Below are 20,747 nucleotides of genomic sequence, written 5' to 3' on the forward strand. Positions count from 1 at the left end.
CACCCATGGCAAACGCATTACAAGAGCAGCTGCTTAAGGCTGGGCTAACCAGCAAACAAAAAATTAAAGATGTGAAGACCAAAAAGCGCCGCGACCGCAAGAGCAACGTCGATGACGGCTCAGCGGCGCTCAAGCAAAGTATTGCCGAGCAAAAGGCGTCCCAGGCCGCCCAGGATAAAGCACTCAATGAAAAGCGCTTTAAAGAAGCCGAAGCCAAGGGCCAGGTGCGCAGCCTGATCACAGAGCTTAAGCGCCTTGCCATCGACCTGCCAGAGCGCGCCGATGTGAAGTTCAACTACACCATTGGCAGCAAAATTCACAGCGTGTATATCAACGACAAAATCCAGGGGCAGCTGCTTGGCGGCCATCTGGGGATTGTTCGCCACGAAGACACCAGCTATCTGGTGCCACACAAGCTAGCTGAGCGGGTTAATCTGCTGGTACCTGAATGGTGCGGCTACCTGTGGCAGGCGAGCGACAGTACCGCACAGGTGCTGGAGGAAGAGGACCCCTATGCTGACTATGTGATCCCTGACGATCTGATGTGGTGATCGCATCCACAAAACGAGCCCCGGTTAACAGACCGGGGCTTTTTTATGGCTATGCTTAGCGAATGGATTGAGTTTCCTTTGTTTATTCGCTAAATTGAAACAACTGTTTAAATCCACTGTTTGAGAATAGCCATGAATCCCTACCAAGCGCCCCTCAGTGAAATGCGTTTCTTGCTGGAACACCTGTTTGATGCCGACGCGACCTGGCAATCTTTGCCAAGCCTGGAAGGCATGGTCGATTTGGACACAGCCCTTGCCATCCTCGACGAAGCCGCCAAGTTGAACCGTGAACTGGTGCATCCCATTAACCGACCAGGTGATGAGGAAGGCGTGGCCTTCGATTCCGGCAAGGTAACAACGCCGGCGGGCTACAAAGCAGCCTACGATGCCTTTGTTGAAGGTGGTTGGATTGGCCTTTGTGGCGACCCGCAGTACGGCGGCATGGGCATGCCCAAGATGCTCGGCGTTCTGGTGGATGAAATGGGCTACAGCGCCTGTAATGCCCTTAACCTTTATGGCTCACTGACCGCAGGCGCTGCGCTCGCCATCAATGCCCACGGCACTGAAGAGCTCAAAGCCACCTATTTGCCAAAGCTTTACAGCGGCGAGTGGGCAGGGGCCATGGACATGACTGAGCCACAGGCTGGCTCCGACCTTCGCCATATCCGCACCCGCGCCGAGCCTCAGGAAGATGGCAGTTTCCTTATCAGTGGCAGTAAAATCTTTATTACCGGTGGCGATCAGGATCTTACCGAAAACGTTGTGCATCTGGTGCTGGCGAAAATTGCCGGCTCAAACAGCCTGTCACTGTTTCTGGTCCCCAAGTATGCCGTGACTGACAGCGGTGAGGCAGGCGAAGCCAACGGTGTCACCGTAGGCAGTATTGAGCACAAGATGGGCCTTAAGGGCTCTGCCACCTGTGTGATGAACTTCGACAGTGCCCGAGGCTGGCTGATTGGCCGTGAAAACAAGGGCCTTGCCTGTATGTTCACCATGATGAACTACGAGCGTCTTGCCATTGGTATTCAGGGGCTTGGCAGTGCGCAGGCTGCGGTGCAGATGGCGTCCGACTACGCCAAAGAGCGTATGCAGGGCAACGCGCCCGGCAGCAGCAACAGCTCAGATCCCATTGTGGTTCATGGCGATGTGCGCCGGATGCTGCTGACCACCCGTACCCTGACCGATGCTGGCCGAGCCCTTGCCGTGCACACAGGCAAGCAACTCGATTTGGCCAAGTTTGCCGATGATGAGGCCGTGAAAGCCAAGGCCGCGCGCTACGTAGGCCTGCTGACGCCGGTTGCCAAAGCCTTTTTGACTGACCGCGGCCTGGATATCACCATCATGGCGCAGCAAGTGTTTGGCGGTCATGGCTATATTCGTGAAACCGGGATTGAGCAACTGGTGCGTGACACCCGTATTGCGCAGATTTATGAAGGCACCAACGGGATTCAGGCGATTGACTTCCTCGGCCGCAAAGTGGCGGGTGATAATCTGGCAACGGTAAAAGAGTTTATCGCCGAGCAGTTGGCACTGATTGATGCTGACACCAGCGAGCAGGCTGCAGCGCTTCGCCGTGGTTTTGCGGAGTTTATCGAGGTTGCCGAGTGGATTAACGAGCACAAGCTTGCCAAACCAAGCCTGATTAATAGCCTGGCCGTTGAAATGCTCGATGCTTTCGGTTACTTACTGTATGGCTTCTACCATCTGTGGATGACGAAGGTTGCCACTGAGGTTGGCAGCGAGCTTGCCAAGCCCAAAGCCGCTTATTGCGACTTTTACTTTGCCAAGGTTATGCCACGGTATCAGGCGCTGCTGGCGTCCGCACGAAGCGGCGATGATGCAGTGATTGACATCAATGACGATTGGCTCTGATATCTGATAAAAAAGCCGCCCGAGGGCGGCTTTTTTGTTGTTGCTGTTGTTGGCGTTAACTGCCAAGCGTTTATATGAAAGGGCCGTTTTATCTCAGCGCGAAAACGTTTTACTTCAGCGTGATAGTAGCGCTTTGAGAAACAGGGCGCTGAAGCCAGGCTCCCGTGTTTTACCTTCTGCTTTTTCCACCAGACCGTTTTCAATCACCACAAAGGCTATCTCACTGTCCTTGCTTGTGGCAAAGCCCGCCAGATTGGCAACGCCCTGCATTGAGCCGGTTTTGGCAAACACCTTGTCTTTCAACGGCGGCGCGCCAAAACCGCGTCGGTAGGCCAGGGTGCCATCTTTAGCCGCAATGGGCAGGGCTTCAATCAGGCTGTTAAGCTCCGGCCTGTCGTGGATAAGCTCAAGGGTGTTAAATAGAGTCTGGGCGCTCAGCAGGTTGTAGCGGGACAGCCCCGAGCCGTCCAGCAGCCGGCTGTGGTCAAGCTCAAGCCCAAGTTCGCTAAGGCTAGTCTCCATCGCCTGGCTGGAGCCAATAAAGTCGGCGCTGCTGTTTTCAAGCTTGCCCAACGTCTTGAAAAAGGCGTCTGCTATCAGATTGTCTGACTCTTTCAGCATCTTTGTAACAAGCTCTGGCAGCGGTAAGGAGCTGTGCTCACTGAGAAGATGGGCGCCGCTTGCCACCTCATTGGCAAAACTGACACTCCCTATGCTGATCCCGAGTTTACCTATGGCGGCTGTGACTTTACTGCGGGCCCAGGCATTGGGCTCGCTGACCGCAATGGACAGCGGCAAGCTGTTTGGTGAATGCCAGCAGCCATAAAGCCGGTAGTGATTGTCGCCCGTGACTTCAAGCTCTGGACGGCAGGAGTCGGGGGATGCACCAATATCGAGGGTTAGGGCGTTATCTATGGTGACCGCGCCTGATTTGGGCAAGCGCACCTGACTGGACTTGCCATCCTTTGCCGGTACCAGGTATGCCCGGATGCAGTTTTCATCGATAACAAACTCAGACACGGGCGCGGCGTAGCAAACCCCGAGGTCGTCCCATACCCAGCCCCGGGCCTTGGTGCTCGCTTCTTTGGCGCCAACCAGCGTCAGCGAACCTATGCTCGAAATGCCAAGGCCTTTCAGCGGCGCCAATAACGCATTCAGCTGCGCCTGGGTCAGGCTTGGGTCGCCACTGAACTCAAGGTACAGGGAGTCCACCTTGCCTTTGTTGTTTGCCTTGTCATCAGGGGCTGGCGACTGGCGCCCGGGCGACATCCCCTTGGCATAAAGCCGGGTTTTGAATTGAAACTCATTGCCAAGCTGATGGCTGGCAGCGGTGGCCAGCAGCAATTTCTGCACACTGGCAGGCAACATGGCCCGGCGGGCATTGTCACTCACCAGTAGCCGGTTGTGGGTCAGATCCCAGGCAATCACCCCCAGTGTTGAGTGTTCTGGCTTAATCGCCAGGTACCAGTCCGGCAATACATCCTCATTAGGCAGCGGCCGGAACTGATTGCTTTGGGTGGATGTAAGCTCGGCGTTTTTGTTTGCATTTGGAGCTGTGGATGGCGCAGGTGGCGGCGTGTTGACGGGAGGCGCTGTCGCAGCGGCAGGCCCTGCTGCTGTTACAGCCGCTGCCGTTAGCGCCTGTGCTACCGGCACTGACACGATAAGGGCGCAGCAACCACCTATGGCAAGGGCGGCCAGGAATTTCGGTTTTGGCTTGAATTTGATTTTGTAAAAAGAGGTTGCCAATTGCCGCATCAGGCTGGCGTTTGGGGTGAACAGTTCCATATTCACGGGTAATCCTTATTTGTGTCGCCTGGCCTTGGTGGTGTTTCGGCAATTGGAGATAAGATGCCTTTCGCTCGGTTTGGCGTTATCTGAGCAATCTGCGAGGACAATCCCAAATTGGGATAAAGGCGCGCTTATCTGTCATCTGGCTCGCCGGGATTGTCTTTTTCCATCAGCCGATAGAGCTTTAAGGTAACAAACAGCACCAGCGCAATAAAGAGTGGCAGCACCAGGATCCCCAAGCTGCCTTTAAAATGGAACAGCGCCGCTGCGGCCAGTAATGCCACAACCAATGTCAGTAAAATACCTTTGTTTGAACCCATGTGCTGTGTCTCGGTTGGTGTCAGGCATACGTTTTGGGCCACTATAACAAATGCCAGCTGCAAACACCTGCCCGGGGCGCCAAAGTTTGCACTTGGTGCAGAAACGTACAAAAAAGGAACAAAATTCACGTCATTAGCGTGCCTTGGGTGCAAAAGAGCTTGCCCAAGTACGACGATGTCGGTAATTTCTAGCCCTTAATCGAACAAGGAACCCCGGTTTTATGCCCCATCTTCGTATTCGAGGGCTTGAGCAAGCAGAGGTTGCCCGTCTGAGTGAAACACTGCCAGCGGCACTTTCCAGGCTCACCCAGACCGATGAATCGGCCTATACCACCGAGTGGATCCCCAGTCAGTTTTTCCAACAGGGAAAAGCCTGCCGCCCAACAGTGATGGCGGAGGTGCTTTGGTTTCAACGGAATGAAGCAACGCAGGACGCCATGGAAGCCTGCATTCGTGAACAGCTGATGGCCTATACCCAACAGGGAATAGCCATTGTTTTCATTGCGCTGGATAAGCGGGGATATTACCGCGATGGCCGGCACTTCTAAGGAGGACACCTTGGTTGAAAAGCTGCAAGGCATAGCCCTTCAACCTCAGCAGCTCAAATGGCTGCTGACACCCAGCGAATTCAAAGCCTGTCTGCTGGAGCGGATTGCCTCTGCGACCCGGTCAATTTACCTTGCCGCCCTCTACCTTGAAGACGATGAGGCGGGCAGGGAAGTCATGGCTGCACTGGTTGCGGCCAAAACGGCCAATCCTGAGCTGGAAATCAAGGTTCTGGTGGACTTTCACCGTGCCCGTCGCGGCCTGATTGGCCACAAGGGTGACAGCGGTAACTATCTGATGTACCGCAGGGTGATGGAAAATAATCCCGCCGCTTTTGATATTCTCGGTGTGCCGGTCAAGGCGAAAGAGTTTTTGGGTGTACTGCACCTCAAAGGCTTCGTGATTGACGATGCGGTGATTTACAGCGGCGCCAGCCTGAACAATGTCTATCTGCATCAAGCCGACAGATACCGCTTCGATCGCTACCATCTGATTGAAAATGCCGAACTTGCCCGCAGCATGCGCGAGATGATTGAGCACTATTTGGTGCAGGATCCTGCGGTAAGCTCACTCACTCAGGCCGCCAGCGATGAAGTGCTGCCGGAAAAAATGGATATCCGTACCTTTAAGCAGCGTCTTGGCGAAGCCCATTACCAGTTTGAAGGGGTAAAGCTGGGTAACCGGGTCACGCCCCTGGTTGGCCTTGGCAGCAAGCACAATGCGCTGAATAAAGCCGTGGTGTCTTTGGTCGAAAGCGCCAACAAAGAGCTGTTTATCTGCACTCCATACTTCAACCCTCCACGGGTGCTGGTGCGGGCGCTGGTGAAAAAGCTGCGCCAGGGGGTGAAGATAGACATAGTCGTGGGTGATAAGACCGCCAACGACTTTTACATCCCGCCCGAGCGCGAATTTAACACCATAGGTGCCTTGCCGTACCTGTATGAGCAGTCGCTGCGCAAATTTGCCAAGCGTCAGCAGTGGGCGATTGATGAAGGGCTGTTGAATATTCATTTGTGGAAGCACGACAACAACAGTTTCCACTTGAAAGGGATCAGTGCCGATGGCCGCCGCCATCTCATCACAGGTTCAAACCTCAATCCACGTGCCTGGGCGCTGGATTTGGAAAACGGCCTGTTGTTGCAGGATGAAACCGGTGCCTGGGTAGAAGGTTTTGCCGCCGAGCAGGCCCATATTCTTGAGCATAGCCTGCGGCTGTACCACTACAGTCAGGTCGATACCCTGCATCACTATCCGGTGCCGGTGAAAAAGATCATGAATCGTATTCGTCGCCTTAAGGCCGATATCTTCCTGAAACGGATCCTCTGATCTGATTGAATTAAACGCCGGCCAGTGCCGGCGTTTTTTTATGCGCCGCTTTCCTTTGCTCATAACTGCTGCCGGGTTTTGCGCTCTGATTTGCACTAATCTTGGCGTTGGCGCGGCCCTTGGCGTATCATAGCGCGCTTTTGAAAGTCGGCATCCCAGACACTCCTGCTGTGTGCTCCAGTAAATGAGTGCTGCTGGCTTTTGGCAATTTAACTCGGCTTTGTTATTCAGGAACTTTGGTATTCAGGAACGGCGATAAATGACAGCGACTTTACCTCCCCATGCGGTCCATAAACTCTATGAGTACCGTAAAGCGCTTTCGACCAAACCATTTGGTGCCAGAGGCAAGAATTTAGTGCGTTGCAATCTGTGCCTTCTGGCACAGCAGTACTGTACCTGTGAATTTCGTTCACAGCTTAAGACGAATGCAGCCTTTATGCTGCTGATGTACGACGACGAAGTGCTTAAGCCCACCAACAGCGGCCGCTTGATTGCCGATTTGGTGCCGGACACCTGGGCTTTCCTCTGGAGCCGTACCGAGGTGAGTGACGAGGTGCTGGCGCTGCTTAACGACGACAGATTTCAGCCGTTTGTGGTGTTCCCGGGGGAATATGCCAACGACGGCCAGCGGGTGATTGGCCAGGTGACAACCGATGAGCTTAAGGGGAAGCGGCCGCTGTTTATCATGCTCGATGGCCGCTGGCGTGAAGCCATTAAGATGTTTCGTAAAAGCCCGTATCTGGCCGGATTGCCGATTTTATCCTTTGATGCAGGCACCATCGCCAAATATGCGCTTCGAAAAGGCACCCGCGAATTTCAGTTTGGCACCGCCGAGGTAGCCGCCATGGCCATTGGCGCCATGGGCGAGGAGGGCAATGCTGCCCGGCTGTCGACCTGGTTTGATTTGTTTGTTGAATCCTCGCTGCTTGGCCGTAACCGCAGGCCCAACACCACCTTGTCTGAAAGGGAGCGCCTGATAGCCGCCTTTGCTGCAGATAAGCAGTTCTGAAACCCGGCTCAGTAACCTGACCAAACACAGGATAGACACTATATGAGTCTACTGAGACAACAAAAAACCGGCCATTGGCCGGTTTTTTAGTTTAAGTCGGGCTGTTACACGCCAACTTCAGTTCCATCAAGCTTGCTGATCACCACAGTTGCCGCACGTGGGCGAATGCTGGTGCCTGCGGGAGTCACCACCGCAGCATCATTGCTGTATGGCCAGTTACCCGGGTGCTGGATGTTGGCAAATACGCTGGTGTAATCCGGGCTGATGGCAAAACCCGTTACTTCACAGCCATTGGGGCCAACGAAGAAGCGGCGCAGCTCCATCTGGTTGGCAGAGCCCAGAGTTTGCTGCTTGCCATCGGTATCCAGCAAGGTGGATGGCACCACGGCCAACATCTGATCGTTGGTGTGGGAGGTCACTTCCTTGGCGCCATTGTCGGTCTGAACCCACATGATGCCGCGCTTATCGAAGGCAAGGCCGTCGGGGCTGGCAAACTGGTTCAGTTCAGTCAGGCCAGACAGGTTGGTGTCAGCATCGCCATCGGCGGGCGAGCCGAACACAAAGATATCCCAGCTGAATTCGGCAGCAGATTCACCTTCGTCCCAACGGATAATGTGGCCGAAGTTATTCTTCAGGCGTGGGTTGGCTGGATTGGCCTCGGTACGCTTGCTGTTGTTGGTCAGGGTCAGATAAGCGCTGCCGGTGAAGGGGTCAACCGCGCACCACTCAGGGCGGTCCATTGGGGTGGCGCCAAGAAGATCGGCAGCACCAGCGGTGTTGATGATGATATCGGCCTGGCTGCCAAGGTGATCGGCCAGCGTCTTACCATCGGTGGTCATGGCGTCCGGGGTCAGCGCCAGCCAGGCGCCTTTGCCGTCTTCATCGAAACGGGCCACATACAGGGTGCCGTCGTTCATGTATTTGTCGCCGGTGGCCAGACGGTTGGTGCTGTTTGCATCAGCGGCATCCCAGGGGGTGTTAGACACATACTTGTACAGGTATTCAAAGCGCGAGTCGTGGCCTGAATAGAACACCAGTGGCTTACCGGCTTCCAGTTTGCCAAAGGTACAACCTTCATGGCGGAAGCGGCCAAGTGCAGTGCGCTTAACGCCGCGGGCGCGGGGTGAGAAGGGGTCAATTTCAACGATATAGCCATGGCCATTGGCTTCGTTACGGTAATCGTACTGGGCAGAGGTGCCGGTTGGGGTCACATCGAAGCGGGCAAATTCGTCGGCCCGTTCTTCATCGTGGCCAGCCAGGTGGTCCCAGCCATAACGGGTGCCGGATGTTGCCACACCAATACGGCTGTCGGCGGCGCTCATTTCGCCTTTATTAACGAAGTAACCGGGCCAGTTTTCTTCACAGGTGAGATAAGTGCCCCAAGGGGTGTAACCATTACCGCAGTTGTTGAGGGTACCGCGGCTTTGGCTGCCATCGGGTGAGAATGCAGTTACCAGATGATCACTGTACGCGACCGGGCCTGCCATATCGAACACAGTGGCGCCGGTAAAGCGGCGGTTGTGCTCATCATCGGTTACCAACTCCCAGATGCCACTTACGCGCTTAATGCGCACCACACTCACGCCATGGGCGTTGATTTCTTTACGCACTTCATCCACGACACTGCGAAGCCCGCTGGTTTCATCGAAGGTTGGGCCATTGGGATGCAGGGCATCGGGTTCGATGTATTCGTGGTTAATACACAGCAGGCCGTCATCGCCAGCCTCATTGAGCGGGAAGAAGTGCATACCGTCGTGGTTTTGGCCAACAGAATTGGCCTGGTCGTCCGCGGTGTTGCTGCCATCATCTTTCCAGGCGGCGGCTTTGCTGTTGAGCGGCGTGCCCCAGGGCGCGAGCACCTGAGCGCGGTAACCGTTTGGTACCACAACAGAGTCAGTCAGAGAGCCTGAGACGGATTCAAAGCCAAGCTTGACGCTGGACTGAGTGGGTGGAACCGGCGTGGGCGGCACTGGTGTAACAGGATCAGGCACTGTGGTGTTGCTGTCGCTGCCACAACCGGCAAGGCCGAGACCGGCAAAGGCAGTCATGGCGCCCAGGCCCAGACCACTCTTTACAAAGTGACGACGGGACAGGTGCTTAACGAGAATTTCGGCAAATGGGGTATTGTTGCTCTGGTTATAACATTTAGGGTCAAAGGTCGCCTTGCTCATGTTCACTCCAACGAAAGGTTAACGGCTGGTCGATTGAAGGGACAAACTAATGGCCGCAGTTGACAGTTGTGTGTAATGAGTATGACGGTTGGATGAAACGCGCTTGTGCAAATAAAGCGGTTATACTGGATAAAGACCCGAAATAGTTGGAGAGATCCCAATGGCAAGTCAGGACTCAAACGTGATGTTACTGATCCTTCACCGGCTTGAGCCCGGCTGCCTGGGCCCGGATGGCGCTGACCATGTGGAGCAATTCTGTCAACTGGCTGAAAAAGCCATTCAGGGGCTGGCGCCGGAAGTGTGCCAGTGGCAGTTGGTGCCTAGATTCGATAAATCGCTGCCGGAAATGAGTTACTTTCTTGGCAGTAAACAGCTTACCAAAGAGCAAACCGACCGTTACCTTGAAATGTTCTCCCTCGAAATTGACGAATTTGAGGAGCGTTTCCATGCCAAACTTACCCAGCTTATTAACCAATACCTGGCGCGCAAGGGCTAGGGAAGGTGTGAATAAGTCCCGTGCTCGCTCTGCGTGTGCTTAACGTGGATAGATGCAAGGCACAGTTCACAGCGAATTGCCCTAGTCCTTCGCAAGAGTCCCTTAGCTTATCTCGCGGCCATTGGCGACAATCGGCCGCTGCAATAGGTCCCAATTGTTGCGGCTCATCTCATCCATAAAGCACTGAGTGCGATACACACAGGCCCTGAGCAGGGGCCGCTTGTGGTATTTAAGCCACTGATGGCGTGCTTCCACATAGGCCCACAGCCAACGTTTTTCGTCGCCACCTTTACTGGGTGGCCTTGCGGTAAAGCGCTTGCGTAAAAACAGCGGTATGCCGCCTGAGTGCACCTGAGAGTCGTATACCACCAGATGCCCCAGCGCCGTTTGGATCCCATGAGCCTGACACCAGGCATTGGCCGGCTGCCAATAAAAGGTATCGAAGAATCTGTCCTGGGTATCGCGCATCACGGGATCTTCCCGACCAGCGGCCACCAGCAGTTCATGAAATTCGCCGTCGGTCACCAGAGATTCACGACCCACCCGCTCAAGGTAGGGCAGAATGTCATTACTGTAGGCGCCCTCGGCCTCCACATACATTTCCAGCAGGTACCTGAGGTTGCCTTGCTCGGTGGTTTGACTGCGGCCATAGGTTATCTGAAAGGTGCCATTGATGCCGTCATCCTGAATGGTCAGCTTATCGTAGCTCCCATCCGGGGTGCCGGTTTCAAACTGATTGATAATCCGAATAATCAATGACTTTGGGATACTCATGTTCATCCTTGTTTCTTTATGGTTTGTGCGCCTGACAATCTGTGTTCAGGCCATCTAGTGCAGGCCCTTGTGATGATGCTTGTTGGTAATCATTGTCGGTAATTGCCGCTGAAGATAATAGCCATAAGCGTGAGACGCTTGAATCCATTTCCAAAGTTCTGCCTTAAAATGGGCACACGGCTCGTTGAGGCAACCTCATTGGCCGGTAGCCAAAACCCGAAAATCTGACACCTTGGCGCCAATAATGGCAAAACGGTGAAATTCCGCTAATTCCATTCCTTGGTAGCAAGCGCGCCGAGTATTCTCAAACCTATGGCTGAACGCCGTACTTATTCCAAAATAGAATGTTAATATTACGTTAATTGCGAGCGCAGTGTAACTGTTTGCCCCGCTGGAATATTTTTCATCACTTTTAAACGTCGCACATCAAGTCTATGAAATGCATATTGAATTCACATAACCATACAACAAATACGCCATACCATTAACTGTAACGCAAGTGTTACATTTTGTTGCGCTTTTTGGCTTGCCAGCACAGCGCCCAGGCTGGAGGTGGATGATTTTTGCTCTAAGTTGGTTGATGCCCTGAGGCAAAAACATAACAAGGAGAAAGTCAAATGTATAAGAAACATGCACTCGCAATACTGGTCGCAGGCCTGGCATCCGGTCAGTTGGCCTATGCCAATGACTATCAGGCCCAGCTCGTCCAGGTACCAAGCGAGCGAGCCATCAAGGACAACTATATCGTGGTCTTCAACACGCCTTCGGTGCTGAATGTTCAGCAGCAAGGTGCAATTGAATCCTTCGCCATGACTCAGGCCCTTGGCCTTGAGAACAACTATGGCATCTCGGTAAAAAGCCATTTTGGCAGCGCCTTAAACGGGGTTTTGGTGAAGGCGACTCCGGGGCAGGTGAAGCAGTTGCTTAAAGACCCAGGCGTTAAGTACATCGAGCAGGATCAGATGATGTCGGTTGAACCGACCGTTGAAGCCCAGGCGGATCAAGGCGGTGCTACCTGGGGGCTTGATCGTATCGATCAGCGCGATCTGCCCCTTAACAGCAACTACCACTATGACTACGATGGCAGCGGCGTAACCGCTTATGTAATCGATACCGGTGTACTGACCAGCCATAACGAGTTTGGCGGCCGTGCCAGCCACGGTTGGGACTTTGTCGATAACGACTCGGATGCCACCGACTGTAACGGTCACGGTACCCACGTTGCCGGTACTATTGGCGGCAGCGCCTACGGTGTGGCCAAAAACGTGAATGTGGTTGGGGTGAGGGTGCTCGGTTGCAGTGGCTCCGGCAGTAACTCCGGGGTGATTAACGGCATTAACTGGGTGAAAAATAACGCCAGCGGTCCATCGGTTGCCAACATGAGTTTGGGTGGCGGCGCCTCCCAGGCAACCGATGATGCGGTGAACAGTGCCGTAGCGGCGGGCATTACCTTTGTGGTCGCTGCCGGTAACGATAACGCCAACGCCTGTAACTATTCGCCAGCCCGGGCGGCCAACGCAGTAACTGTGGGTTCAACCACCTCTTCGGATGCCCGTTCAAGCTTCTCTAACTACGGCTCCTGTCTGGATATCTACGCGCCAGGCTCCAGCATCAAGTCGGCCTGGTATACCTCCAATACCGCCACCAACACCATCAGTGGTACTTCCATGGCATCACCCCATGTGGCCGGTGTTGTGGCCCTGTATCTGGATGAAACCCCTTCGCTGTCGCCTTCTCAGGTCGTCAGCCGTCTGACCAGCCGCGCCTCCGACAGCAAGGTCAGCGACGCCAAAACCGGCTCGCCAAACAAGCTGCTGTATTCACTGGCGGGCGATGATGGCGGCTGTGGCAGCAACTGTCCACCCACAGGTGGCGAGCTCAGCAACGGCCAGGGAGTCAGTGTCAGTGGCGCCCAGGGCAGTGAAAATCAGTACTACATCGATGTGCCTGCCGGTCAGTCGGCGTTGGCCATTGCCCTTGCCGGTGGCAGCGGTGATGGGGATCTGTACGTCAGCTACGGTACGGCACCCACCACCACCAGTTATCAGTGCCGTCCATACCTCAATGGCAACAATGAAAGCTGTAACTTCAGTAACCCTCAGGCCGGACGCTGGTACGTGATGGTACGTGGCTATTCAAGCTACAGCGGCGCAACTCTGACCGGCAGCTACTCAAGCGGGGGCGGCGGTGGTGGCAGCTGCTCAGATGCTGACTGCCTGCAAAGTGGTGTACCGGTATCCAACCTCTCTGGTGCCTCCGGCTCGTCGGCTTACTACAAGCTGTATGCCACTGCCGGCAGCAGCCTGACAGTTTCGATAGCCGGTGGCAGTGGCGATGCGGATCTGTACGTGAAAGCAGGCAGCCAGCCCACAACCAGCTCCTATGATTGCCGTCCGTACAAAAACGGAAACAGCGAGAGCTGCAGCATCAGTGTCAGCCAGTCTGGCTTCTACTACGTGATGCTGCGTGGTTACAGCGCCTATTCAGGAGTGACTCTGCAAGCAAGCTATTGATAGTGCGCCGTTTTTATAACGACTACTTTCATTGACTCAAACCCGGCTGGCGTCCTGCGCTGCCGGGTTTTATTTCGAGTGCACAGCTTTGCTGCAATGTCTGCCAAATGCCAATGTGGCGCCTGATAAGCGTTTTGAGCTGCAAAGGTGCGCCATCTTCACCGAAGTAGTAATCAATCTGTGGTTGCCAGGCGCTGGATTTAAATAGGGCCGTGAGAGTCGGCTCCAGTCTGAATTGAGCTTCACTGTAAACGCCAAGATAGGGCTGCAGTTTGCCGATAAAAAATTTATTCAGCACATTGAGCAATATTTGCTGCTTTGCCGGATTATGCCCAGGTTTACAGCGCATCAGTGGATGGGGTGCTAGAACGCTATTCAGTTGCTGCAACGCCTGGATATTCATCTTCATGCCCGCCATATAACGCACGCTGAACTCGTTTTGATTCAGCGAGTTGAGCGCATGGCCTAGCGCCTCACCATTAAACGCTGCAAAATCACCCTGCGCTATCAGAGTCTGGATCTTAAGTAAGCTGTTAAAGGCAGCCTCTGCTTCAATGAGCCCAGCCTTACCGCTGCTTGCCCCAAGGCTCGCACTGCCGATAAAAAGCCGTTTACGGATAACGGGTTCATTTTCCAAAAACCACACAAACAGCCTGGCGGCGGTCTGCTTTTTCAGTGCAAGTTCGGCGCTTAAGACGGCTTTAAGCTCGCTATCACCCAGGGTTTTAATGCAGTCCGGAGCGGCTTTGATAAATTCAAGCTGATAGATAAGAAGGTTAGATGGCTGCGAAACCTTGCCCAAACTGCTGTTGTGATTGGCAATAAGGCCGCCCAGACGGCAATGGTTCAGCTCCGCCAGATCCAAAAGGCCAATGCTGTTGGGACTGATACTCTTGGCAACATTGTCTGGTGAGTCGCCATCAGATGAGATACCGCCGTGCCATTCACTGCGTTTTGGCTGACTGAATATGGTCTGGGCGTAGTCTAGAGGCGCAACTACGTTTGCATTGTCTGTGTTAGCCGTTGGCGCTGATAAATGGGCCTGCAACACATTGGCGAGGCGATTTTCATAGTCCTGCCACAGCGCTTTCGCCTGATTTGCCGGGCTGCAGCCAACAAGGATCAGCACTGGCATGTACATAACCCACGCCAGCCAGCAGGCGGATAGTTTGCGTAAGCGTGTGGTGTCTAACCCAGCCAAGGCCATCATGCGTTGTCCGAATGCGTTGCTAAAGTCCCCAGACTCAAGGTTCCTGAACCAGGTTAAGGTTCCTCAAATCTGTCTGTTCTTGTCACTTAAAGATAACGTGTCACAAAAACAAAAAGGCAGGGAAACCCTGCCTTTTGCTGATGGCACCTAGACGGCACCAAACCACATGCCTTACTGCTGCAGGGTCTCTACCTTGGTCAATACGCGGTTGGTCTTGAACAGGTTCACTTCACGGGTGTCGCTCATGGCTTCGCCGCTACCTTTTGCAGGCGCTTTTTGCACAGCGAAACTGGCGGCAGCCGGGGCGGGGCAGCTTTGGGTTACCCGGTATTGCAGCGCCGCTGCAAACAGGGCTTCGTTCGGATCGCCAAGCTGATGGCTGAAGTCATCGTTCAGATAACAGCCGGTCACCTGCTCACCGCCTATAACTGGGGTGTTGGCAGGTTCAAAGCCGTCGGCGTAGTCACCAAAGCCTTTGTTGTTTTCACCGCGGAACTGGATGCTGAAATAGGTGGTACCGCAGTTATCGGTTGGATAGAAGCCGTAGGGCTTACCGCAGGTACGATTACCAATTTGCACCACATCCAGGTCGATACCGCGAAGACCATTGATAATGGCCTCGGATGCCGAGCAAGTGCCCGAGGTGGTTAGGATAAACACCCGGCCCAGATCCAGATGCGGCAAGGGTGCATTCTCGGTGTAGGAGAAGCCGATACCGGTATTGATAAACGGCATTGGCACCAGGGGTTGGTTGGTCACCGGATTGGTGCTGGCGTGCTTATCGTTAAAGGTAGTGTTTTCAAATATCTTGTTGCTGGTGCGGGCTGGACCGGCAATCATGTAACCGAGCTGACTGGCGATGGCCAGCAGACCGCCGCCGTTATAGCGCACATCCAGCACCAAATCGTTAATGCCTTCTGCTTTGAGGGTGCTGATGGCATCCACCAGTTCTTTTTCTGAGGTGGCGATATGGCTGTTGAACTGCAGATAGCCTACTTTGCCACTGGCGGTGGCCACCGCTTTCACGTTTTGCACCGGATCCTGCACCACAGTGCCTGCGGTCATGGAGATAGTGCGCTCAGTACCATCGGGATCGCGCACTTTAAAGGTGCTGGTTTTGCCGTTGGTGCTGGGGAAGAAGGCCTCGTTGAGGGTATCCACATCGTCGCCGTCTGCGACCACGACACCATTGGCCTCAAGAAACTCGGTGCCACGGACAATACCTACGGCGGTGGCAACGCTGCCAGGCTCGGTATAGGCGGCGACAATTTTTCTTGGCTCTGTGGCAGACAGCAGCTGGAATTCAACACCATAACCCACAGCCTCACCCGAGTTGGACAGGGCGTCCCACTCTTCGGTGGACATGGCGCTGTGGAATCTGTCTTTTTTGGCGCCGCTTGGTGTGGTCAACGGGGTTTTGAGCTGGGCAAAATAATCAATAACTGTGCCGAAACTGTTGGGGTCGTTATCCGGGACTTCGCTGTACCAGAGGTAGGTATTATTGGTCCAGGAACGCAGCCACATTTTTTCATGCAGGGCGCTGCCGGACTTATCGGCTGTGCCGCTGCGTGGATTGGCGCAGAAGTTTTTGTAAATATCTTCGCTGGCAAAGCTGCCTTGCACCCAGGTAATGTCGCTCCCTGAATTACCATTGTTGCCTGAGTTACCGCTATTTCCTGGATCCGAGGTGCCGCCACCGCCTGAACAGGCGCCAACAGCGGCAAGCAGGGCGAGGGTAAGCGCATGCTTTGTAAAGTACCGCATTTCAAAACTCCTTTTTCGTACGATTGCCGATTTAAATCAGCTAGTTATTTTCTTCATAATATCACTTATCAACTGATGCGCCATCTTGCAGTCACGATCTGATAACAGGCCGATACCATTTTGTAGCCAGGGTCTGAGTTTATCCTGCTCAGACAGCGCCAACAGATCCGCAAGTTGCAGCGCTTTTTGCTTGAGCGATTGAATTTGGCCTTCGGCGGCTACAGTTTGCTGAAGCCCTATGGTGCCCGACAGGCCTGAGAGTGCATAACTGTAAACCATGACGGCCTGACCTAGGTTTAAAGAAGGGTACTCACCGGCAAGGGGCACGTAACTGAAAAGGTCGCAGGCATCGAGTTCCTGATTCGACAGCCCGCTCGACTCGCGGCCAAATACCAGGGCTCTGGAACCGGCGCCACTGTGGCTTAAGGTGCTGGCAAGCTCATCCGGCGCTAGGAAGGTCCGGGGGCTGCCGCGCTCTCTGGCGGTGGTGGCAATCAGCAGATCGAAATCCTGTCTCAGGGCATCGAAGCTGTCGTAGCAGCGGACGTTATCCAATATGTCAGTGGCGCCATGGGCAACCCAGCGGGCTTCTTCTTCCAAATGAACCTGACTGCCAACCAGAATTAACTCATTAAATCCCATGGTTTTCATGGCTCGGGCGGCGGCGCCCACATTGGCGGCGCGGGCAGGTTCAACCAGTACGATGGACAACATAAAACGCTTTTACTCCGATACAAATAAAGCCTGGCGCCGAGTATAGCGGCAAAGGCCTGCCAGCCCGAGCATTTTCAGTGGGCGCTATCATCCAAACCGGGCTCAGTGTCGGGGCACAGTTCATTATCAGGACTTACTCCTTTCGGGGGTAGTGGGCGGTGAGATTTCCAACCCACGGGTTAGCGCATATTGTGCGGAAATGTGAAATTTTATAGTTATTCCCCACAAACACAGCACCTTAGCCCAATAGCCTTTATATGAGCGCCAGAAAAAATGGATCAGACATTCTGACGAACAAGCTGCCGCTGCTGCTCAATCTTGCCGGCATCGGCTGTCTGCTGGTGTTCGGTGCGGCAAAGCTGCATCAGGCGGTGGCAGGGGAGTCGGCGCTGGAGCAGGTCAATGCCCGGCTTGCGGCAATGCAAACACCGCTGGACGTTGAAGCTCAGGCAAGCGTCTCGGAAACTTCGACCCAATTAGAGGCCGGGGCCCAGCGCACCAGCCAACCAGAGTCTCAGTCTAAGGCTGCAGGCTCTGCTATGACACCGTCTGCACCGGCTCTCTCTTCTCAAACTCGCTCAGTATTGGCACAGTCTGCGCCGCCGCCTGTAAAGGCGCCCGATATGACCGATTGGTCGGCTGCGCGCAAAAAAGGGTACGCCGAACAAAGCCCATCCGCTGAAACTTCGTTGGCTATGCCCCCAGCGCTTATTGGCAAAATCCGTATTGATGATATCGATGTGGAAGCGGCGCTGTTTGATGGCGACTCAGAACTCAATCTCAACAAGGGAGTTGCCAGGGTCAGCCATACCGCCGGGCTTGGCGAGCAGGGCAATCTGGTGATTGCCGGTCACAGGGATTCCTTTTTCAGAAAGCTTGGCCAACTCAAAAAGGGGGCGAGCATTGACGTGATGTCAGTCGATGGCCAGCTGCACCGTTATCAAATGACCGACAGCTGGATAGTCACGCCTGAGGATACCTGGGTGATGGCGCCCGTCAGCAGCGATGTTCTCACCCTCATTACCTGTTATCCATTCTACTTTGTTGGCAGCGCACCCCAGAGATACATAGTGCGGGCCAAAAAGGTTTCACCCCACCAACAATAAGGAAAGAACCATGAAAAAAACACTTGCCGCTGGCCTGTTGGCCTCTGTGGTTGCGGGCCCCGCTCTGGCAGCCGATTGCAGTGACGTGGTATGGCATCAGGATGTGCTGGCTCAGTATCCCAGCGTGGCCAACGCCTGTCAGGAAGTGATTGAAAAAGACGGCAAACAGTTTGTGAAACTCAAGGCTGAGTTCGTGCGTTATCGCGAGCCGCACAAAGCCATGCTGGATGTGTATGAAACTGACGGCTCAAAACAGCGCCAGACAGTTTCACTCAAACCCAACGCCACCGTGAATGCCGGCGGCAATATGATTGGGTGGGATGCCTTGCCCCGTGGCTATGAGCTGGAATTCTACGTACCGAGCGATCGATTCGAAGTGGATGAGGTCACCATGGTGACCCCGGTTGCGCCGGTCGAGCCTGAAACCCAGCCTGCAGCGTTACCAAAAACGGCCTCCTGGGTACCGGCACTTGGCGCAGCAGGTTTGCTGCTGCTTGGCTTGGGCCAGCTTTTCGGCCGTCGCCGCCGCGGCCAATAAGGGGTTATCGACGGTTTAAATGGTACTTGTTGCCGTCATTTATAAACGCTACAGCTATAAAAAAAGCCGCCCAAGGGCGGCTTTTTGTTTAATGGCCTTTTTAAGTGCCAGGATTCAATGCTCAGTTAATGCTCAGTTTCCTGAGGTGTTGAATACTGTCTCGGCGCGCCATACACGGTACTTAAGCTCAGCGCCTTCAGGGATGTAAAACACCATCGGCAGCTTACTGTTGTAGGCAAACTTATGGTCGCCGGGGATGCGCACAAAGGCTTCGGTTTTGGCCTTATCGAAACAGGCCATCATGGTGCTTGGGCCGTCGGCGATTTCGTTCACTTCGTAGTAGGTGTAACCCCAGCCTTGCAGGTTGACGGCTTTGAGTTCACCGCGCAGGCCGTGCTTGTTGCAGTCGACCAGTTTGGTTTGTCCAACCTGAACCTCAACCATGTAGTTTTGTTCGTTCTCGAGGGCTGGCAGGGTCAGAATGTGCTGAACCATACCTGCTGCGGGCGCCGGAAACATCTTGCTGGCGTCCCGGGCCTGATAATCGGCGGCATTAAAGTGCTCTGCAGTGATCATATTCTGATTAACTCCATCCGGATGGGCAGGGGAAGTGGCGTTGGCCACAGACAGGGTTGCCAGAGAAAAAAGGCCGGTCAGCATCAGATTTTTTACAGAAAAGGCTTTTTGCATAATAACTCCTTGATAAGGGGAGACCCCAAAAATAGCCGGGATTCATACCCGCTGTATTCCTGTAAACGAGGCTAATCGGAAAAAGGGTTAAAGCCCACGAAAAAAATTTTTATTTTATTTGGCTGTTGCAGCCTGTGAGTTATTTCACGTTTCAAATAGTTTGATGTTCAAACTAATTTAATCCACACTAAAACCACGCTAACCTTTTGCCGTCAAACCTACAACAAGCAGTGAAATTATGAGCACGCGTCCTTTCCATTCCGTTGCCGATTGGCAGCACCCCCACGATTTTTTCAAGCATAACGATGCCGGCGAGCGCAGTACCCGTATCGTGCTGATCCTGACCTTGGTGACCATGGTGGCCGAAATCCTCGCCGGTACCGTGTATGGCTCTATGGCACTGCTGGCCGACGGGTGGCATATGGGTACCCATGCGGCGGCATTTTTAATCACCCTGTTTGCCTATCGTTATGCGCTTAAGCACAAAGACAATCCATCGTTTGCCTTTGGTACAGGCAAGGTTGGCGTGCTTGGCGGCTTTGCCAGTGCCGTGGCTCTGGGATTGGTGGCGCTGATTATGGTGATTGAATCGGGGATGCGATTGATTTCACCCCATGAAATTGCTTTCGATGAAGCCATTCTGGTTGCCACCATAGGTCTGTCGGTGAATCTGCTGAGTGCGTTTTTGCTTAAAGATCATCACCATCACCATCATGGTCACCATCACCATCACGCTGATGACCATGACCACGTCCATGAACACGAGCACAAGCACGAGCATCAACATCTGCATGCCCACAGCGATGCCGACAGCCATGCTCACTCACACCACCTGGATACATACGAACATGAGCATGAGCATCATGCCCACGCTCAGCATGAACATCAGGGCCATCACCATGATCACAATCTGCGTGCCGCCTATCTGCACGTTCTGGCCGATGCGCTGACCTCGGTGCTCGCCATCGGCGCCTTGTTGGCGGGCAAGTTCCTCGGCTTGACCTGGCTCGATCCGCTTATTGGCATTCTGGGCGCGGTGATCATCGGTCGCTGGGCCATAGGTTTGGTGCGTGATACTGCGCCTGTGCTACTGGACGCCACTGGCAGCAAGTCCCAGCGCGATCGCATTAAGGCGTTGGTGGCCAGTGTACCGGATCATGGGATAAGCGATCTGCACATCTGGCGCATCAGCGCCGACCATAAAGCCTGTATTCTTGGGGTGGTAAGCCATGCACCAAAAGACAGCAGCTATTTCGTTAATCGCATTAAATCGGAGCTCGGCTTTCACCATGTGACTGTGGAAGTGCATCGCTGCGACTGTGAAGCACGCGGCGGCCATTAACCCTATACAAGGAT

General features: G+C 54.1%; 18 protein-coding genes. 10 read left to right on the top strand and 8 right to left on the bottom strand.

Annotated features, from left to right (window positions below):
- The first annotated feature begins 5 nt into the window (after nucleotides 1-5).
- Together STH12_RS07065 and STH12_RS07070 are read left to right on the top strand one after the other, a co-directional pair.
- The gene (locus STH12_RS07065) at nucleotides 6-551 is read left to right on the top strand and encodes a DUF2058 domain-containing protein (RefSeq protein ID WP_126166901.1); all 546 of its coding nucleotides are present in this window, start codon (nucleotides 6-8) and stop codon (nucleotides 549-551) included.
- A 132-nt stretch (nucleotides 552-683) separates the two neighbouring features.
- Entirely contained in the window at nucleotides 684-2,423 is a 1,740-nt protein-coding gene (locus tag STH12_RS07070; RefSeq protein WP_126166902.1) for an acyl-CoA dehydrogenase, read from the top strand.
- A 114-nt stretch (nucleotides 2,424-2,537) separates the two neighbouring features.
- Here the strand turns inward: STH12_RS07070 and dacB are convergent, their stop codons facing one another.
- Nucleotides 2,538-4,211, bottom strand: coding sequence for a D-alanyl-D-alanine carboxypeptidase/D-alanyl-D-alanine endopeptidase (dacB, locus tag STH12_RS07075; RefSeq protein WP_237158850.1), 1,674 nt, complete (start codon nucleotides 4,209-4,211; stop codon nucleotides 2,538-2,540).
- 134 nt (nucleotides 4,212-4,345) lie between these two features.
- A complete protein-coding gene (locus STH12_RS07080; protein ID WP_126166904.1) occupies nucleotides 4,346-4,534 on the bottom strand; it encodes a hypothetical protein in 189 nt (62 codons plus the stop codon).
- Nucleotides 4,535-4,755: 221 nt separating this feature from the next.
- Here STH12_RS07080 and STH12_RS07085 point away from each other — a divergent pair, with 221 nt between their 5' ends.
- The 3 genes from STH12_RS07085 to STH12_RS07095 all read left to right on the top strand — a co-directional run bounded on the left by STH12_RS07085 (nucleotide 4,756) and on the right by STH12_RS07095 (nucleotide 7,415).
- On the top strand, nucleotides 4,756-5,082 hold the full coding sequence (locus STH12_RS07085) for a DUF1904 domain-containing protein (protein WP_126166905.1): 327 nt from the start codon (nucleotides 4,756-4,758) through the stop codon (nucleotides 5,080-5,082).
- A gap of 10 nt (nucleotides 5,083-5,092) precedes the next feature.
- Nucleotides 5,093-6,406, top strand: coding sequence for a CDP-diacylglycerol--serine O-phosphatidyltransferase (gene pssA, locus STH12_RS07090; RefSeq protein WP_237158782.1), 1,314 nt, complete (start codon nucleotides 5,093-5,095; stop codon nucleotides 6,404-6,406).
- 259 nt (nucleotides 6,407-6,665) lie between these two features.
- Nucleotides 6,666-7,415: a tRNA-uridine aminocarboxypropyltransferase gene (locus STH12_RS07095; RefSeq protein ID WP_126166907.1), complete on the top strand. Its 750-nt coding sequence runs from the start codon at nucleotides 6,666-6,668 to the stop codon at nucleotides 7,413-7,415.
- A 104-nt stretch (nucleotides 7,416-7,519) separates the two neighbouring features.
- Here the strand turns inward: STH12_RS07095 and STH12_RS07100 are convergent, their stop codons facing one another.
- Entirely contained in the window at nucleotides 7,520-9,586 is a 2,067-nt protein-coding gene (locus tag STH12_RS07100; RefSeq protein WP_126166908.1) for a PhoX family protein, read from the bottom strand.
- A 184-nt stretch (nucleotides 9,587-9,770) separates the two neighbouring features.
- Here STH12_RS07100 and STH12_RS07105 point away from each other — a divergent pair, with 184 nt between their 5' ends.
- Nucleotides 9,771-10,082 (top strand): hypothetical protein, encoded by a 312-nt coding sequence (locus tag STH12_RS07105; protein ID WP_237158852.1) that lies wholly within the window; start codon nucleotides 9,771-9,773, stop codon nucleotides 10,080-10,082.
- Between the two features lie 102 nt (nucleotides 10,083-10,184).
- Here the strand turns inward: STH12_RS07105 and STH12_RS07110 are convergent, their stop codons facing one another.
- A complete protein-coding gene (locus tag STH12_RS07110; RefSeq protein WP_164551157.1) occupies nucleotides 10,185-10,856 on the bottom strand; it encodes a chitosanase in 672 nt (223 codons plus the stop codon).
- 617 nt (nucleotides 10,857-11,473) lie between these two features.
- Between STH12_RS07110 and STH12_RS07115 the strand changes: the two genes are divergently transcribed.
- Entirely contained in the window at nucleotides 11,474-13,369 is a 1,896-nt protein-coding gene (locus tag STH12_RS07115) for a S8 family peptidase (protein WP_126166911.1), read from the top strand.
- A 28-nt stretch (nucleotides 13,370-13,397) separates the two neighbouring features.
- On the opposite strand, the gene STH12_RS07120 is transcribed toward STH12_RS07115, so the two are convergent.
- The 3 genes from STH12_RS07120 to STH12_RS07130 form a co-directional block, all read right to left on the bottom strand.
- On the bottom strand, nucleotides 13,398-14,504 hold the full coding sequence (locus STH12_RS07120; RefSeq protein ID WP_164551158.1) for a DUF3080 family protein: 1,107 nt from the start codon (nucleotides 14,502-14,504) through the stop codon (nucleotides 13,398-13,400).
- Between the two features lie 246 nt (nucleotides 14,505-14,750).
- Nucleotides 14,751-16,343 (bottom strand): S41 family peptidase, encoded by a 1,593-nt coding sequence (locus tag STH12_RS07125; protein WP_126166913.1) that lies wholly within the window; start codon nucleotides 16,341-16,343, stop codon nucleotides 14,751-14,753.
- Nucleotides 16,344-16,379: 36 nt separating this feature from the next.
- Nucleotides 16,380-17,057 carry a tRNA/rRNA methyltransferase gene (locus STH12_RS07130; protein ID WP_126166914.1) on the bottom strand — a complete coding sequence of 226 codons (678 nt, stop codon included), beginning with the start codon at nucleotides 17,055-17,057 and terminating at the stop codon, nucleotides 16,380-16,382.
- Between the two features lie 257 nt (nucleotides 17,058-17,314).
- Between STH12_RS07130 and STH12_RS07135 the strand changes: the two genes are divergently transcribed.
- The gene (locus STH12_RS07135; RefSeq protein WP_126166915.1) at nucleotides 17,315-18,163 is read left to right on the top strand and encodes a class D sortase; all 849 of its coding nucleotides are present in this window, start codon (nucleotides 17,315-17,317) and stop codon (nucleotides 18,161-18,163) included.
- A 10-nt stretch (nucleotides 18,164-18,173) separates the two neighbouring features.
- The gene (locus tag STH12_RS07140) at nucleotides 18,174-18,701 is read left to right on the top strand and encodes an LPXTG cell wall anchor domain-containing protein (RefSeq protein ID WP_126166916.1); all 528 of its coding nucleotides are present in this window, start codon (nucleotides 18,174-18,176) and stop codon (nucleotides 18,699-18,701) included.
- 132 nt (nucleotides 18,702-18,833) lie between these two features.
- On the opposite strand, the gene eco is transcribed toward STH12_RS07140, so the two are convergent.
- Nucleotides 18,834-19,391: a serine protease inhibitor ecotin gene (gene eco, locus STH12_RS07145; protein WP_126166917.1), complete on the bottom strand. Its 558-nt coding sequence runs from the start codon at nucleotides 19,389-19,391 to the stop codon at nucleotides 18,834-18,836.
- A 238-nt stretch (nucleotides 19,392-19,629) separates the two neighbouring features.
- On the opposite strand from eco, the gene STH12_RS07150 reads away from it, so the two are divergent.
- Nucleotides 19,630-20,733 carry a cation diffusion facilitator family transporter gene (locus tag STH12_RS07150; protein ID WP_126166918.1) on the top strand — a complete coding sequence of 368 codons (1,104 nt, stop codon included), beginning with the start codon at nucleotides 19,630-19,632 and terminating at the stop codon, nucleotides 20,731-20,733.
- Nucleotides 20,734-20,747: the final 14 nt, after the last annotated feature.

Source organism: Shewanella khirikhana, assembly GCF_003957745.1.
GTDB classification, from domain to species: Bacteria; Pseudomonadota; Gammaproteobacteria; order Enterobacterales; family Shewanellaceae; genus Shewanella; species Shewanella khirikhana.